At 65.0% G+C, this 16,044-nt stretch carries 12 protein-coding genes; 6 read left to right on the top strand and 6 right to left on the bottom strand.

What is annotated here, in order from left to right:
• Positions 1-91: 91 nt before the first annotated feature.
• The 5 genes from tssA to GEV38_RS15110 all read left to right on the top strand — a co-directional run bounded on the left by tssA (position 92) and on the right by GEV38_RS15110 (position 7,741).
• Positions 92-1,189 (top strand): type VI secretion system protein TssA, encoded by a 1,098-nt coding sequence (gene tssA / locus GEV38_RS15090; protein ID WP_054573233.1) that lies wholly within the window; start codon positions 92-94, stop codon positions 1,187-1,189.
• Between the two features lie 87 nt (positions 1,190-1,276).
• Positions 1,277-3,793 carry an excinuclease ABC subunit UvrA gene (uvrA, locus tag GEV38_RS15095; protein ID WP_038409691.1) on the top strand — a complete coding sequence of 839 codons (2,517 nt, stop codon included), beginning with the start codon at positions 1,277-1,279 and terminating at the stop codon, positions 3,791-3,793.
• 159 nt (positions 3,794-3,952) lie between these two features.
• A complete protein-coding gene (locus GEV38_RS15100) occupies positions 3,953-5,602 on the top strand; it encodes an MFS transporter (RefSeq protein ID WP_054573232.1) in 1,650 nt (549 codons plus the stop codon).
• A complete protein-coding gene (locus GEV38_RS15105) occupies positions 5,599-6,732 on the top strand; it encodes an HlyD family secretion protein (protein WP_015270502.1) in 1,134 nt (377 codons plus the stop codon). Before GEV38_RS15100 ends, GEV38_RS15105 begins: the two co-directional genes overlap by 4 nt.
• 415 nt (positions 6,733-7,147) lie before the next feature.
• Complete coding sequence (locus tag GEV38_RS15110; RefSeq protein ID WP_015270503.1) at positions 7,148-7,741, top strand: hypothetical protein; 594 nt, start codon at positions 7,148-7,150, stop codon at positions 7,739-7,741.
• Between the two features lie 120 nt (positions 7,742-7,861).
• On the opposite strand, the gene GEV38_RS15115 is transcribed toward GEV38_RS15110, so the two are convergent.
• A complete protein-coding gene (locus GEV38_RS15115; RefSeq protein ID WP_013972763.1) occupies positions 7,862-8,737 on the bottom strand; it encodes an AEC family transporter in 876 nt (291 codons plus the stop codon).
• Between the two features lie 520 nt (positions 8,738-9,257).
• Here GEV38_RS15115 and GEV38_RS15120 point away from each other — a divergent pair.
• Positions 9,258-10,562 (top strand): MFS transporter, encoded by a 1,305-nt coding sequence (locus GEV38_RS15120; protein ID WP_015270504.1) that lies wholly within the window; start codon positions 9,258-9,260, stop codon positions 10,560-10,562.
• Positions 10,563-10,638: 76 nt separating this feature from the next.
• Here GEV38_RS15120 and GEV38_RS15125 read toward each other — a convergent pair whose 3' ends face one another.
• From GEV38_RS15125 to ptxS, 5 genes are all read right to left on the bottom strand, one after another.
• Positions 10,639-11,601 (bottom strand): D-glycerate dehydrogenase, encoded by a 963-nt coding sequence (locus GEV38_RS15125; protein WP_054571846.1) that lies wholly within the window; start codon positions 11,599-11,601, stop codon positions 10,639-10,641.
• A gap of 11 nt (positions 11,602-11,612) precedes the next feature.
• The gene (locus tag GEV38_RS15130; protein WP_054571847.1) at positions 11,613-12,905 is read right to left on the bottom strand and encodes an MFS transporter; all 1,293 of its coding nucleotides are present in this window, start codon (positions 12,903-12,905) and stop codon (positions 11,613-11,615) included.
• A 58-nt stretch (positions 12,906-12,963) separates the two neighbouring features.
• The gene (locus GEV38_RS15135; RefSeq protein ID WP_054571848.1) at positions 12,964-13,914 is read right to left on the bottom strand and encodes a sugar kinase; all 951 of its coding nucleotides are present in this window, start codon (positions 13,912-13,914) and stop codon (positions 12,964-12,966) included.
• A complete protein-coding gene (locus GEV38_RS15140) occupies positions 13,907-14,695 on the bottom strand; it encodes a TIM barrel protein (protein ID WP_054571849.1) in 789 nt (262 codons plus the stop codon). Before GEV38_RS15140 ends, GEV38_RS15135 begins: the two co-directional genes overlap by 8 nt.
• A 67-nt stretch (positions 14,696-14,762) precedes the next feature.
• Positions 14,763-15,782: a transcriptional regulator PtxS gene (gene ptxS, locus GEV38_RS15145; RefSeq protein ID WP_054571850.1), complete on the bottom strand. Its 1,020-nt coding sequence runs from the start codon at positions 15,780-15,782 to the stop codon at positions 14,763-14,765.
• Positions 15,783-16,044 lie beyond the last annotated feature (262 nt).

A 16,044-nucleotide genomic window follows, 5' to 3' on the forward strand; every position in this document is an offset into this window, starting at 1 on the left:
CTGCGTACCCGGGGGCCGCTACGGCGGCCCACATCCCACAGCGTGCCAGGTGACCTGGCACGCTGTTCATCTGCCATGACCAGAGTGTTTTATGCCTGAAATCCTCAATGACCTTTCGCTGGCAACGCTGACCGCACCCATCGAGGGTGGCAGTGGCGAAGACTTGAGCTTCTCTGCCTTGTTCGACCAGATCAAGGAGGCGCGCCGGGCAGACCCTGACTACCTGACCCAGGGCGACTGGCAAACCGACCTGAAGACCGCCGACTGGGAGCAGGTGGTCAACCTGTCGGCCCAAGGGCTGGCGCAGCAAAGCAAGGACCTGATGCTGGTAGCCTGGCTCAGCGAAGGGTTGGCCCAGCGTGAACATTTCGAAGGCATCACCTTTGGCCTTCGGCTGACCGAACAGGTACTGGAAGCATTCTGGGACACGCTGTACCCAACACTCGAAGATGGCCTGGACGAACGCGCTGCGCGGCTGTCCTGGCTGAAGACCACGCTCACCGACATTGCCGGTGGCTTGCCCATTACCCAAGGGCAGAATTTTGGCGTGTTGCGCTATGACGAATCACGCTACGTAGAAAACCTTGCCTTGCAGAACCCCAAGGCAATGCAGACCGCGCTGAACGAAGGCAAGATCAACGCCGAAATCTTCCAGCGCTCGGTGGCGCTTAGCGACACCGAACACCTGCGCACCAAGGCCCTGCAGATCGCCGCCAGCCTGGAGGCCTGCAACGCCCTGCAAGCCAGTGCCGACCGCCTGTTCGGCCATGAGGCGCCCAGCTTTGCCAGCCTTGCCGACATGCTGTCGCGCGCCAGCCAGCTGGCTGAAAAACTGCTCAAGGACCGCGGTGTCGAACTGCACCCCGCCACTGTGGCAGCGGCAGAACCCGAAGCCACTGTTGCCCCCACCAGCGAAGCAGGTGAACCGATGAACACACCCGTCCAGGCCACCACGCCTGCGCCGATGCGCACGACGCCACTGACCCGCGACGAAGCCTTCACCATGCTTGCGGGTATCGCCCAGTTCTTCAAGCAGAGCGAACCGCAAAGCCCGGTGCCTTACCTGATCGAACGCGCCATCAAGTGGGGCAACATGCCGCTGGAAGGCTGGCTGAGCGATGTGATCAAGGACAGCAACGTGGTGGACAACATTCGCGACGTGCTGGGCACCCGCGAGCCAAGATCCTGATGCTGTATCGGCTACCCGCGAAGAGGCCGGTACAGGCACCACAAATACTGCTAACGTGAGTGCTCTCAACCGCCAAGGACCGCTCAGATGCCGCCACGTTCACCCGCCCCCACCGGCTTCATTCGCGTTCGTGGCGCCCGCGAGCACAACCTGAAGAACATCGATGTGGATATCCCTCGCGACGCGCTGGTGGTATTCACGGGGGTGTCCGGCTCGGGCAAGTCCTCGCTGGCCTTCTCCACCCTCTACGCCGAAGCCCAGCGCCGCTACTTCGAATCGGTGGCGCCCTATGCCCGGCGCCTGATCGATCAGGTCGGCGTGCCGGACGTCGACGCCATCGAAGGCCTGCCGCCGGCCGTGGCCCTGCAGCAGCAACGCGGCACGCCGAGTGCACGTTCCTCGGTGGGCAGCGTGACTACACTGTCCAGTTCGATCCGCATGCTCTACTCCCGCGCCGGCAGCTACCCGGCCGGGCAACCGATGTTGCATGCCGAGGACTTCTCGCCCAACACCCCGCAAGGTGCCTGCCCGGAGTGCCATGGGCTGGGGCGGGTCTATGAAGTGAGTGAAGCGACCATGGTCCCCGACCCGTCGCTGACCATCCGCGAACGGGCCGTAGCGGCCTGGCCGATGGCCTGGCAGGGGCAGAACCTGCGGGACATTCTGGTGACCCTGGGCTATGACGTCGATACCCCCTGGCGCGACCTGCCCCAGCAGCAACGCGACTGGATTCTCTACACCGAAGAAACACCCACGGTGCCGGTGTATGCCGGCCTGACCCCGGCGCAGACCCGCGCTGCGCTCAAGCGCAAGCTCGAGCCGAGTTACCAGGGCACCTTCAGCGGTGCCCGGCGCTACGTGCTGCACACCTTCATGCACTCGCAGAGCGCGCAGATGCGCAAGCGTGTGTCGCAGTACATGCGCCCCAGCCCATGCCCGCAGTGCCAGGGCAAGCGCCTCAAGCGTGAGGCGCTGGACGTAACCTTCGCCGGCTGCGACATAGGCGAGCTGTCGCGGTTGTCGTTGCAGGCGCTGGCCGAGGTGTTCCGTCAGGTTGCTGCGCCAGGCTATCTGGAGCAGCACGACGGCAACCTGACCCTGGAAAAACGCCTCGCCGCGCAACGCATCGCCAACGAACTGCTCGAACGCATCGGTCCCCTGCTCGACCTGGGCCTGGGCTACCTGGCCCTGGAGCGCAGCACCCCTACCCTGTCCTCTGGGGAGCTGCAACGCCTGCGCCTGGCCACCCAGCTGAACTCGCAATTGTTCGGCGTGATCTACGTGCTGGACGAGCCGTCGGCCGGCTTGCACCCGGCCGACAGCGAAGCCCTGTTCGAAGCGCTGCAGCGCCTGAAGCAGGCTGGCAATTCGGTGTATGTGGTGGAGCACGACCTGGATACCATGCGTCGCGCCGACTGGCTGGTGGATGTAGGGCCTGCCGCTGGCGAGCATGGCGGCACCATTCTCTACAGCGGGCCGCCCGCCGGCCTGGCCCGGGTCGAGCAGTCATGCACCCGGGCCTACCTGTTCAGTACATTGGCCCAGGCCACGCGCACACCTCGCCAGGCCCGCGACTGGCTGAAGCTCGAAGGCATCAGCCGCAATAACCTGCACGACCTCAGTGCCGCATTCCCGCTGGGTTGCTTTACCGCCGTCACCGGTATTTCCGGCTCGGGCAAGTCGAGCCTGGTCAGCCAGGCTCTGCTGGAGCTGGTGGGGGCGCACCTGGGCCATGCCGACCTGCGCAGCGAGCCTGAGGAGCAGAGCCTGGAAGATGAACCCGAACAGGCCAGCGGCGGGTTTGTCAGCGCCGGCCTTGGCAGCATCAAGCGCCTGGTGCAGGTCGACCAGAAACCGATCGGCCGCACGCCTCGTTCCAACCTGGCCACCTACACCGGCCTGTTCGACCATGTACGCAAGCTGTTCGCTGCCACCGAACAGGCCAAGGCACAAGGCTTCGATGCCGGGCGTTTCTCCTTCAACGTTGCCAAGGGGCGCTGCGAGAACTGCGAGGGCGAAGGCTTCGTCAGTGTCGAGTTGCTGTTCATGCCCAGCGTCTACGCGCCCTGCCCAACCTGCCATGGCGCTCGCTACAACCCGGAAACCCTGGCGGTGAGCTGGCAAGGCATGAACATCGCGCAGGTGCTGCAATTGACCGTCGACCAGGCCCTGCAAGTGTTCGCCGAGCAGCCAGCGGCGCGCCGCTGCCTGCAGGTGCTGCAGGACATCGGCCTGGGCTATCTGCGCCTGGGGCAGCCGGCCACCGAACTGTCCGGCGGCGAGGCGCAGCGCATCAAGCTGGCCACCGAGCTGCAGCGCATGGCCCGCGGGGCGACGCTGTATGTACTGGACGAACCTACCAACGGTTTGCACCCGCAGGACATCGACCGGCTGCTGGTGCAGCTCAACCGCCTGGTCGATGGCGGGCACAGCGTGGTGGTGGTCGAGCATGACATGCGGGTGGTCGCGCAGAGCGACTGGGTGATCGACATCGGGCCTGGGGCCGGGGATGCCGGGGGCCAGGTGGTGGTCAGCGGCACGCCACAGGTGGTGGCCGGGTGTGCTGAAAGCCGCACTGCGGCGTTTCTGGCCAAGGCCTTGTAGCGCCTGCACCGGCCTCTTCGCGGGTAAACCCGCTCCTACAGGTACTTACACAGCTTGCAAGATCTGTGGTGACCCTGTGGGAGCGGGTTTACCCGCGAAGAGGTCGGTGCACGCTGTAGACTGTTTTTTTGCAACGGCCGCTCCAGTACAGTCTGCCCCATGGACAAATACGCCCCACGCCAGTGGCTCCCCCACGAAAAACCCAGCCTGCCGGGCTCCCCCTCCACGCCCCTGCACACACCCGCCAAACGCCTGGCCTACGGCGTGGTCGGGCTGCTGGTGGCGATCACTGGTGGCCTGGGCAACGCGCTGGTCACCGCCAACCTGGTATTCCTGCAGGGTGCGCTGGGCGCAACCACGGCGGAGATGGCCTGGCTGCCGGCCGCCTACGTAATGACCAACGTGTCCATCAACCTGCTGCTGGTGAAGTTTCGCCAGCAGTTCGGCCTGCGCGCGTTCACCGAGGTGTTCCTGGTGCTCTATGCCTTGGTCACCTTCGCCCATCTGCTGGTCAACGACCTCAACTCGGCCATCGCCGTGCGGGCGGCCCATGGCATGGTCGGTGCCGCGCTCAGCTCGCTGGGGCTGTACTACATGATCCAGGCGTTCCCGGCGCAATGGCGGTTGAAGGCTATGGTGCTGGGCCTGGGCGCCTCGCAGCTGGCGTTGCCGCTGGCGCGGATATTTTCCGAAGACCTGCTGCAGATCGCCGAATGGCGCGGCCTGTACCTGTTCGAGCTGGGCCTGGCGCTGGCCGCGCTGGGCTGCGTGCTGATGCTCAAGCTGCCCCCCGGTGACCGCTTCAAGACCTTCGAGCCGCTGGACTTTCTCACCTTCTCGCTGATGGCCAGCGGCACCGCCCTGCTTTGCGCCGTACTGTCACTCGGGCGTATCGACTGGTGGCTGGAGGCTCCCTGGATCGGCATGGGCCTGGCGGCCTCGATCGCGCTGATCTTCAGCGGCCTGGCCATCGAGCACAACCGCCAGAACCCGCTGCTGATGACCCGCTGGCTGGGCAGCGGCGCAATCATTCGCCTGGCCCTGTGCGTGGTGCTGATCCGCATGGTCACCTCGGAGCAGTCCACCGGGGCGGTCGGCTTCCTGCAGGCGCTGAACCTGGGCAGCGAGCAGATGCGCACGCTATACGCGGTCATGCTGCTGGGCGCGGTGGCAGGCCTGGCCAGCAGTGCCCTCACCATCAACCCCAACCACCTGGTGATCCCGCTGTTCATCTCGCTGCTGGCCATGGCCACCGGCGCCTTCATGGACAGCAGCTCGAGCAACCTCACCCGCCCGGCACAGATGTACCTCAGCCAGTTCCTGCTGGCATTCGGCAGCACCTTCTTCCTCGGCCCATCCATGGCCCTTGGCATCAGCCATGTGCGCGCCAACCCGCGCAACCTGGTGAGTTTCTCGGTGCTGTTCGGCATCTGCAACAACCTCGGCGGCCTGATTGGCGCGGCGCTGCTGGGAACCTTCCAGACCTGGCGGGAGAAATTCCATTCCAGCCACCTGATGGACCGCCTCAGCTACCTGGAACCGTTGGTTACGGCCCGCGTGCAAAGTGGCGGTGCCGGCTACGGCGGCATCATTGCCGACCCGGCCCTGCGCAGCGAAGCCGGCATGCGCCTGCTGGCCAGTGCCGCCACCCGCGAGGCGAACATCATGGCCTACAACGATGTGTTCGTGCTGATCGGCAGCATCGCTATCCTGACCATGATCTGGATCTGTATCCGTAGCACCTGGCTCTGGCACACCAAACGCCGGGCCCTTTCCCCTGACTCCACCCCCGGCGCGCCCACCCGATGACCGACAACACCCGCACCACGACCACCACCGCCATCGCCGAAACCCCGGAAGGCGCCACGCCGCCCAGCGAGCCGACCAGCCCGGTGCGTTCGCGGCGGGTGCGTATCCTGTCGTCGATCAGCTTCGCCTGTGTGGCCCTGGCCGGCATTCTGCTGGTGCTGTATGCCTGGCGCCTGCCGCCATTCAGCAGCGCCATCGAAAGCACCGAGAACGCCCTGGTGCGCGGCCAGGTAACCATCATCGGGCCGCAGTTGAGCGGCTATATCGTCGATGTGCCGGTGCATGACTTCCAGTTCGTCAAGGCCGGCGACCTGCTGGTGCAACTGGACGACCGCATCTACAAGCAACGCCTGGCCCAGGCCATCGCCCAGCTGCAGCAACAACAGGCGGCCCTGGCCAACAACCTGCAGCAACGTAACAGTGCCGAAGCCACCATTGCCCAGCGCCAGGCCGCCATCGGCGATGCCGCCGCCCAGGCAACCAAAGCCAGGGCCGACCTCGGCCGCAACCAGGCGTTGGTCAGCGATGGCTCGGTGTCGCGGCGCGACCTGGACCTGGCCCGAGCCAGCGAAGCTGCAGCGGTCGCCAGCCTGGCCCAGGCCAAGGCAGCACTGGAGATCGCCCGCCAGGACCGCGAAACGGTGGTGGTCAACCGGGCCGCGCTGGAGGCCTCGGTGGAAAACGCCAAGGCCGCCGTGGAACTGGCCCGCATCGACCTCGACAACACCCGCGTCACCGCCCCGCGCGACGGCCAGCTGGGGCAGATCGGCACGCGACTGGGGGCCTATGTCAATTCCGGTGCGCAGTTGATGGCGCTGGTGCCCGACACCTTGTGGGTGATCGCAAACATGAAGGAAACCCAGATGGCCAATGTGCGCATTGGCCAGCCGGTGAGTTTCACCGTGGATGCGCTGAACCATCTGAAGCTGCATGGGCATGTGCAGCAGATCTCACCGGCCACTGGCTCGGAGTTCGCCTTGCTGCAGGCGGACAATGCCACCGGCAACTTCGTCAAGATTGCCCAGCGCATACCGGTGCGGATTACCGTGGATGCCGACCAGCCGGAGGCTCGGCGCTTGCGGCCGGGGATGTCGGTGGTGGTCAGTATCGATACCCGTGGCGAACAGTGATGTTGCCTTTACCGGCCCAATCGCCGGCAAGCCAGCTCCCACAGTTACGGTGCAGCTCTCAAGGCCTGTGGTGTACCTGTGGGAGATTGCCCAGCCCTTTGGGCTGCGCTTTCGCGCACAGAACCAATATCGCTCGTCTGACGCGTCCTTTGTAGGAGCAGCCTTGTGCTGCGAAGAGGCCGGTACAGCCAATAGACAGGCTTTGTCAGTACCGGCCTCTTCGCAGCACAAGGCTGCTCCTATAGAACCTCGCCGAACCAATGAGTCATGTGTTGTTCTATGAGAGCTGGCTTGCCGGCGATTGGGCCACAGCAGCCCACACAGAGATGCCGTCTTGCCATGATTGCGCCGCTCTAGCCCGTAGGTTCTAATCGCGCACGACCCGTTTGCCTTTGTCACTCAAGGAAGTGTCACCATGTACAGGAAGATCGTGCCGCTGGCGCTGTTGGCAACGCTGGCCGGTTGCTCGAACAGCGAGGAAACCAGCGAGGCCAGTTTCCAGAAGGCCGCCCAGGCCTACCTCGATACCCAGTACCCACACTGCTTCGTCATCAGTTCATTCCCGACCAAGACCCAGGACTTCGACCTCCATGGCACCAACAAGGCGTTGCATGCCCTGGCCCAGGTAGGTGTGGTCAGCGAAAAGGAGATCTCGCGCACCGAGGTGCCCGCCCGCCTGTGGCAAGCGGCACGCACGGACATCTACTACGCCTATGACCTCACCGACGAAGGCCGCAAGTATTACAAGGCGGATAACGGGCTGTGCTTCGGCAAGGCTCAGGTCACCGCGATCGAGCAGTTCAGTGAGCCGAGCGAGGTGACTGGGCAGAAGATGTCGAATGTGACCTATGCCTACAAGATCACCGGGTTACCGGCTTGGGCCGGGGATGACGGGGTCAAGGCCAGCATTGCCGAACTGGGCAAGGCGGTGGCCAGCAATGACGCACCGCTCAAGGAAACCCGGGCGATGGTGCTGACCAGCCAGGGGTGGCGGTTGCAGGAGAAATAGCCGTGTGCTTTACCGGCCTCTTCGCGGGCTCGCCCGCTCCCACAGGTGCACCACTGGTTTTGAGAGCTGCGCTGTACCTGTGGGAGCGGGCATGCCCGCGAAGAGGCCGGTACAAGCGGCTTACATCCACCAGGCCAGCACCACCGGCAACCAGGCAAACGACAGCACCGTGGAACACATCACCAGGTTCGCTACCTGCTCCGGCTCGCGGTTGGCGCGCACCGCCATCAGGTAATTGAACACCGCCACCGGCATCGCCGACTGCACCACCAGCACCGCACGCTCCAGGTTGCCCATGCCCAGCGCCGCACCTACCGCCCAGCCCACGGCAGCCCCCAGGCCAATGCGCAAGCCGCCCAGCAGCATGCCGCTGCCCACATGGCGCAGGCGAATGCTGGCCAGCGACACGCCCAGTGTCAGCAACATCAGCGGGATGGTCATGCCGCCCAGCAGGTCTGCGGTATTGGCCAGCCAGCGCGGCAACTCGAAATCGAGAAAGATGATCGGCATGGCGCCGGCCAGGCTGATCACGATAGGGTTGCGCAGCAGTGCCTTGAACGAAGCCGCAGTACCGGAAATGGCCATGCCGAGGGTGAACTGCACGATCGACAGGGTCAGGAAGAACGCCACGGCCAAGGCCAGCCCGTGTTCGCCAAAGGCATAAAGGCTGATCGGCAGGCCCATGTTGCCGGTGTTGGGGAACATGAACGCCGGCAACAGCACACGCCAGTGCATGCCCGAAGCGCGGCACACCAGCAAGCCGGCCAGGGCCATGCCCAAGGTGCACAGCAGGCAGGCCATGGCCATGCTGGTGAAGGCGTTCGGGTCCAGCTCGGTGCGGCTGAGCGTGGAGAGCACCAGCGACGGGGTGCCGACGGTCATCACCACCCGGGCGATGAATTCGGTGGGGTAGTCCAGGCCCTTGCGGGCCCAGGCATAGCCGATGCCGGCGACGATGAAAACCGGGGCCAGGACGGCGAACAGCGAAGCGAACATGGGGGCCTTCCTTGGGGGTGGGCCCCGCATTATGCCGCAGTCTTCGGGATTGCCGGGGCTGCTTTGCAGCCCAATCGCCGGCAAGCCGGCTCCCACAGGTACAGCGCCAAGCCTTGAGGTATCACCACCATGCGGGAGTAGCTGTCTTGTGTTGCCTGTTCTGGCCTCATCGCCGGCAAGCCGGCCCCCATAGGTACTGCACAATGCTTGAGGGCGATGCAGTCGAGGTGGGAGCTGGCTTGCCGGCGATTGGGCCGCAAAGCGGCCCCGGGATGTCCGCCCAAGACGCATTCGTGTCGCCCACAGACTGCGGCGTCTCGTCGCACACCCAAGCCCCTTGGGCAAAACCGCGCAAGCCCGTAGAATCGCGCTTCCTTTTCGCCCGTCGCCTTGAACGGTGGCAACCGGCAACGTCGCATCCAGCCCAGGCACATCCGTGCAGCCACTCGGCCCCGTTCGGGTCGAGCCGGTGTGCGCGTCCGAAAAGGCGCTCATTCCGCTCATCCAACTAGAGGTACCTATGTCTCCGCGTTTGCTGGCCATGGCGCTGGCGCCCCTGCTCGGGCTGTTCATCATTGCCCTGGGCAACGGCTTCATGTCTTCCCTTACCACCCTGCGCCTGGGCGCTGCCGGCGAATCAGCCACCACCATCGGTGTGGTCTCCTCGACCTACTTCATCGGCCTGACCCTGGGTGCCATCTTCAACGACCGGCTGATCCTGCGCATCGGCCATATCCGCGCCTATACCAGCTTCGCCTCGCTGATCGCCGTAACCATCCTGCTGCAAGGCCTGTTCTACGACGTCACCTGGTGGTCGGTGCTGCGCCTGATCAACGGCTGGGCGGCAGTGGGCGTGTTCCTGGTGATCGAAAGCTGGCTGCTGCTGGCCGGTGACGCCAAGATCCGCGGCCGCCTGCTGGCGCTGTACATGATCGCCTTCTACGGCGCCGGGGTCATCGCCCAGGCCGGCCTTGGCGAAATCACCCAGATGGGTGACACCGCACCGTTCATGCTGGCCGGCGTGCTCGCCGCCCTGTCGGTACTGCCCATCGTGATCCTGCCGCGGGTGTCGCCACTGCTGGACCAGGTCGAACCGCTCAAGCCGCGCCAGTTGCTGGGCGTTGCGCCGTCGGGCCTGGTCGGCTGCTTCGGTTCGGGTGTGGCCATTGCCGGCATCTATGCCCTGCTGCCGCTGTACCTGCAGCGCATCGGCCTGGATGTGGGCGAGGTCGGCAACATGATGGCCTGGGTAATTCTGGGTGCCATGCTGCTGCAATACCCGGTCGGGCGCTGGTCTGACCGCAAGGACCGCCAGGATGTGCTGATCGCCCTGGCCGGGCTGTGCGTGCTGCTGTCGCTGGTGACGGTGTTCCTGCCGCCTGACTCGATCCTGCTGCCGGCGATGCTGTTCCTGCTGGGTGGTGGCGTGTTCACCCTGTACCCGGTGGCGGTCAGCCATGCGGCCGACCGCGCGCCATCGGATGCACTGGTGCCGATGATCCAGGGCCTGCTGCTGATCAACTCGCTGGGTTCGGCCATGGCGCCGGTGGCGATTTCGCCGATGATGACCGAGTTTGGCGAGGCCGGATTGTTCTGGGCCTTTGCCGTGGTCAACCTGGCCATGGTGTGCTTCTTCATGTGGCGCCGAGGCAAGCGCCCGGCGGCAGAACACCCGGCTCCGTTTACAGCTTCGACCACCTTCTCGCCGACCGGTGCCGAGCTGCGGGTGACCGAAGATCTGATGCACGCGGCGCAGGAGCACCCACCGCTGGAGCCGGTGGAGAGTGCTGCGCCAGCGCAGGCGCAGCGTTCAGAATCGCATTGACTCCGGGGCTGCCTTGCAGCCCTTTCGCAACACAAGGCCGCTCCCACAGGGGCCGCGCAGGTTTGTGGATCTGGCTTTAGCCATTCACCAGGTTGGCCGGGCGCTCACCAGCCAGGGCACTGAGCAGGTTGTCCACCGCACAGCGCGCCATGGCCTGGCGGGTTTCCTCGGTCGCCGAGCCGATATGCGGGGTCGCCACCACGTTGTCCAGCTGCAACAACGGCGACTGCGCCGACAGCGGCTCCTGCACGAACACGTCCAGGCCGGCGCCGCGTATGCGCCGGGCACGCAACGCTTCGATAAGCGCTTGCTCATCCACCACGCGCCCGCGGGAAATGTTCACCAGGATTGCCTGGGGCTTCATCAGCGCCAGCTCCCGCGCGCCGATCAGGCCTTCGGTGCTGGCACTCAGCGGCACGGTCAGGCAAACGAAATCCGCCTGCTGCAACAGCTCGTCCAGGCTGCATTGACGCGCAGCATGGCGCGCCTCCACCTCTGGCTTTGCACGCTGACTGTGATACAGCACACGCATGCCAAAGCCGGCCGCGGCGCGCCGGGCCAGGGCCTCGCCGATGCGGCCCATGCCGACGATGCCCAGCGTCTTGCCGTGCACATCACTGCCGAAATGCGCCGGGCCGAGGTTGGCCTGCCAGTTCCCGTCTCGCACCCAGTTCGCCAGCTCCACCACCCGCCTGGCGGTGGCCAGGATCAAGGCGAAGCCCGTGTCGGCGGTGGTTTCGGTCAGCACGTCGGGCGTGTTGGTCAACATCACGCCACGCCGGCTGAGTTCGGCGATGTCGTAGTTGTCGACACCGACCGAAACGCTGGACACCACTTCAAGCTGTGGCGCCAGGTCGAGCAGGCTGGCGTCCAGGCGCAGGCTGGCCCCCAGCAGCCCGTGCGCACCCGGCAAGGCATCGCGCAGACGGGCCAGGCCATCGCGCTGGGAGGTATCCACCCAGGTCACCTCGACGCGCTCTTGCAGGCGTGCCATCAAGTCGTCGGACAGGCGTTTGTACAGGACGATTCGCTTCTTCATTGCACAGGTTCCTAATGGTTCATAGCCAGACGCGAGTTGCCGCGCTTGGCCCGGCCAGATGTCTGGGAAGTATTGAGCGCGGCGGTAAGCGCCACTGCGGCCAGCAGCGCACCGCACATGAACAGGTAGGAGGCACCAGGCCCGCCGGTGACGCCATTGAGGTAACCCACCAGCCACGAGCCACCGAACGAGCCCAGCGCGCCCATGCTGTTGATCAGTGCCATGGCACCACCGGCGACGTTGGCCGGCAGGATCTCGGGCACGATTGCGAAGAACGGGCCATAGGGTGCGTACATGCAGGCGCCGGCGACCACCAGCAACGCGTACGACAGCCAGAAGTGCTCGCTGCCCAGGGCGTAGGAGCCATAGAACGCAACGGCGGCGATCAGCAGTGGCGGCCAGACGAAACGCTTGCGCTTCTGCAGGCGGTCGGACGCCCACGACACACCCACCATGCCCAGCACCGCCGCCAGGTAAGGTACCGACGACAGCCAGCCGGCCTGCACGATGTCGAGGTTGGCCGCCTGCTTGAGGATCGACGGCAACCACAGCACGAAGCCATACACACCGATGCTCCAGCAGAAGTACTGCAGCGAAAGGATGATCACCTGCGGCGAGCGGAACGCCTCGCGGTAGTTCTTCACCGGCTTGATACCTTGCTGCTCGGCAGCCAGCGCCTGCTCCAGGGCGGCCTTTTCCTGCTCGCTCAGCCAGTTCACCTGGGCCGGGCGGTCATCCACCAGACGCCACCAGAAGAACGCCCAGATGACGGCGGGCAGGCCTTCGATGATGAACATCCAGCGCCAGTCGTAATGCTTGACCAGGTAGCCCGACACCACCGACATCCACAGGATGGTCACCGGGTTGCCGAGGATCAGGAAGGTATTGGCGCGCGAACGCTCGGCGCGGGTGAACCAGTGGCACAGGTACACCAGCATGGCCGGCATCACCGCCGCCTCCACCACCCCGAGCAGGAAGCGGATGCCGATCAGCATGTAGACGTTGCTGACCACGCCGGTGAGCGTGGCAAGGCCGCCCCAGAGTATCAGGCAGACAAAGATCAGCTTCTTCACACTGCGCTTTTCGGCATAGATGGCACCGGGCACCTGGAAGAAGAAGTAACCAAGGAAGAACAGTGCCCCCAGCAGCGAAGACAGTGCGGGGGTGATATGCAGGTCTTCAGCCATGCCGGAAGCGGCGGCGAACCCGTAGTTGGCGCGGTCCAGGTACGCCAGGCTATAGGTGAAGAACACGATCGGGATGATGTACCACCAGCGGCGAGGTGCCAGGCTTTGGCTTTGCATGGTTCGTTTCTCCTGAGCTTGTTGTTTTTGTTGCAACAGGTGTTTCGGGGTCAAGTGTTCAGGCGCTTCTGCGCAGCTCGTGGGCTTGCAGCTCATGGCGCAGCGGCAGCCCTTCCATGTCGCCACGCGACTGCACGGCGCGGCTGCCGCACCAGTTGCCACGCGCCACTGCCTCGGCTACCGGGTGGCCGTCCAGCAGCGCACTGAGCACGCCGACGGCAAAGGCATCGCCGGCGCCAACGGTGTCTACCACCTGGCTGACCGGCACTGGCGCCACCTGGCCTTCGCCCTTGGCGCTGCGGAAGTAGGCACCGGCGTCGCCCAGCTTGATCACCACCAGTTCCACCCCTTGGTCGAGGTAGAAAGCGGCGATGTCTGCCGGGGTGTGCTGCCCGGTCAGCAGGCGGCCCTCTTCCAGGCCTGGCAGCACCCAGTCGGCCTTGGTCGCCAGGGCATTGACTTCGCGCACCATGCTGCTTTGGTCAGGCCACAGCGAGGGGCGCAGGTTGGGGTCGAACGAGATGCTGCGCCCGGCGGCACGCATGGCGTCCATCAACGCATGCGATAGCGCCCGGCAGCCCTCCGACAGCGCCGACGGGATGCCGGTGGCGTGCAAGTGGCGGGCCTGCAGAGAACCCGGGCGCAGCAGCGCCGGCGACAGCCGGCTGGCTGCCGAACCACGGCGAAAGTACTCCACCGCCGGATCGCTGCCGTCATCGCAGCGGGCCTTGAGCTGGAAGCCGGTGGGGTAGCTGGCATCCACTTCGACGCCGGAGCAGTCCAGCCCTTCGCGGCGCAGGCTGTCGAGCACGAAACGGCCCAGCGAATCGTCACCCACCCGGCTCAGCCAGCGGACCTTGAAGCCCAGCCGCGCCAGGCCGATGGCCACGTTGCTGTCGGCGCCGGCAATGCGCTTGCCGAACTGGCCGACACTGGCCAGGTCGCCGGCCTGCTCGGCGACGAACATGGCCATGGTCTCGCCGAAACACAACACGTCATGCTCATGCATGGCTCAGCTCCTCACTCGATACGCACTGCCCCAGCGCCGCCAGGTCGCGCACCTGGGCACGGGTCAGCGCCAGCAGATCGTCGCTCACCAGAGGGTACTCGACAGCGCGTACCACGCCAGGGGTGAACTCGGCCATCAGCTCGGCCCACTCCTGCAGGTCCGATGCCTCTGGCGGTACGGCAACCAGGCGCCCATCGGCCCGGCGCTGCACGGCCTTGCAGTGCACATAGCGCACCCAGCGGCCCAGCTGGCGTGCGGCATGCCGGGCAGGCTCGCCCTGCCACTGCCAGTTACCGATGTCGAAGGTCATGCCCAGGGTCAGCCCGAGCTCGTCGGCGCGCTGGAAAAACTGCTGCAGGGGTTCGATCCGTCCACCTTGCGCGGTCTGGTCGTTCTCCACCAGCAGCAATGGCCCGTGCGCCGGCAACAGCGTCGCCAAGGCCGCGACGTCACAGCCCGCATGGTAGTGGCCCAGGGAAACCTTGAGCGCGACCGCGCCAAGGGCGCGGGCAGTTTCCAGCTTTTGCGCCAATTGCGGGTCAAGTTCGCCTTGTGCGGTCCACAGTTCCAGGGGTGTGGAGTACAGGCACTCCAGGCGTAGCGCGGCAATGGCTGCAGCCAGCGCTGCAGTGTCCGGCGCACGAGTGAACAGTTCTTCGCGCAGCTCCACGCGGGTAACGCCGGCGGCAGCCAGCAGGTCAAGGAACTGCTGCTGGCCACGTTGCCGGACAAAGTCGGCACCGTAGCTGGAGAGGCTGATGGAAACGGGGTTCGAGTGCATTGTTTTTGTCCTTATGAAACCGGTTTCATTTTTTGATGACAGCAGGCGCGCAGGTGCCTGCCTGTGATTACTGTGGCTGGGTTGAACCTCGGATGATCAGCTCGGCCTTGAAGTCGATGCGCCGGGCTGCCCCGCTGTCGCCGCGCAGGCGGCCAAGCAGGCTCTCGAATGCCGCCACGCCGATTCGCTCGGTGGGCTGGGCCAGTGCAGTGATGCCGCTGCCGACCAAGGGGTACCAGTCGAGGTCGTCGAGGGCGATCAGCCCGACGTCCACGAACAGATTGCGCCCTGCTTCGTGCAGGGCCCGGGTCACGGCCAGGGTGGCGACACCGTTGAAGGTGAAGATGGCCTGCGGGCCATGGCCGTTGCCGGCGAGGAACGCAGCCAACTGCTCATCAAGCCCGGTGCCGGTCTCCAGCACCTGTTGGCGCATGCCGGGCCGACGGCTGACCGAGGATCCGAACGCCTGTACTCGCTCCAGGCGCGAGCTGGTGCCATCGAGGGGTTCGGTTACCGCCAGGATGTCGCGGTAGCCTTGAGCTTGCAGGTGGTCGAGGGCCTGCTCGACAGCGTCGGCATTGTCCAGGCCCACCAGGTCGACATTCAGTTCGGGCAACTGGCGGTCGACCAGCACCATGGGGATGTCGCGCTGCAGGTTGAGCAATTCGCCGGGGTGATGGCCAAGCGTGTTCACGATCAGCCCTTCGACGTTGTAGGACTGCAGGGCCACAAGATGGTGACGCTCCTGCTCGTCGTCGCGGTTGGTGTTGCACACCACCAGGCTGTAGCCGTGCTGGCGGCAGGCTGTTTCCACGCCATGCATCACGGCCACTGAATAGGGGTTGAGGATATCGGCCACCAGCATGCCGATCAGGCGCGTCTGGCCGCGCTTCAGGCCACGGGCCATCTGGTTGGGGCGGTAACCGAGGCGCTCGATGACCCCTTCCAGGCGCTTGGCGGTGGCTTCGGCGAGCAACTGGCGGTCACCGCCGATGTAACGGGAGACGGTGGCCTTGGAAACGCCAGCGACACGCGCTACTTCGCTGATGGTGACCCGTTCGCGGGCATGGGCAGGCGCGTCGGTCATGGGCTGTCCTTATGATTGTTGTGATAGCGATGAAACCGGTTTCAATACAGCAAAATCGCACGCGCTCGTCAACATGCCGTTGGTCGGGAGTGCGATATCCATGCATAGTAAATGCAATAAGAATGCTCTTTAACTAACTGATAAATATAGAAAAGTAAATGCAAAACTCTGTGGGAGCGGGTTCACCCGCGAATGCGATTTTGAATGTGCCGACGCATTCGCGGGTAGACCCGCTCCCACAGTGGATTGGGGGTGCAGACAG

The sequence above is a fragment of the Pseudomonas sp. 13159349 genome, from assembly GCF_013305685.1.
Taxonomy (GTDB): Bacteria; Pseudomonadota; Gammaproteobacteria; order Pseudomonadales; family Pseudomonadaceae; genus Aquipseudomonas; species Aquipseudomonas asiatica.

What these genes read in the sequence shown, in the direction of transcription:
- tssA (WP_054573233.1), top strand. Translation starts at nt 92, where the DNA reads ATGCCTGAAATCCTCAATGACCTTTCGCTGGCAACGCTGACCGCACCC.
- GEV38_RS15110 (WP_015270503.1), top strand. Translation starts at nt 7,148, where the DNA reads ATGTACAGGAAGATCGTGCCGCTGGCGCTGTTGGCAACGCTGGCCGGT.
- GEV38_RS15120 (WP_015270504.1), top strand. Translation starts at nt 9,258, where the DNA reads ATGTCTCCGCGTTTGCTGGCCATGGCGCTGGCGCCCCTGCTCGGGCTG.
- ptxS (WP_054571850.1), bottom strand. Translation starts at nt 15,782, where the DNA reads ATGACCGACGCGCCTGCCCATGCCCGCGAACGGGTCACCATCAGCGAA.
- GEV38_RS15105 (WP_015270502.1), top strand. Translation starts at nt 5,599, where the DNA reads ATGACCGACAACACCCGCACCACGACCACCACCGCCATCGCCGAAACC.
- GEV38_RS15140 (WP_054571849.1), bottom strand. Translation starts at nt 14,695, where the DNA reads ATGCACTCGAACCCCGTTTCCATCAGCCTCTCCAGCTACGGTGCCGAC.
- GEV38_RS15115 (WP_013972763.1), bottom strand. Translation starts at nt 8,737, where the DNA reads ATGTTCGCTTCGCTGTTCGCCGTCCTGGCCCCGGTTTTCATCGTCGCC.
- GEV38_RS15100 (WP_054573232.1), top strand. Translation starts at nt 3,953, where the DNA reads ATGGACAAATACGCCCCACGCCAGTGGCTCCCCCACGAAAAACCCAGC.
- GEV38_RS15135 (WP_054571848.1), bottom strand. Translation starts at nt 13,914, where the DNA reads ATGCATGAGCATGACGTGTTGTGTTTCGGCGAGACCATGGCCATGTTC.
- GEV38_RS15125 (WP_054571846.1), bottom strand. Translation starts at nt 11,601, where the DNA reads ATGAAGAAGCGAATCGTCCTGTACAAACGCCTGTCCGACGACTTGATG.
- GEV38_RS15130 (WP_054571847.1), bottom strand. Translation starts at nt 12,905, where the DNA reads ATGCAAAGCCAAAGCCTGGCACCTCGCCGCTGGTGGTACATCATCCCG.
- uvrA (WP_038409691.1), top strand. Translation starts at nt 1,277, where the DNA reads ATGCCGCCACGTTCACCCGCCCCCACCGGCTTCATTCGCGTTCGTGGC.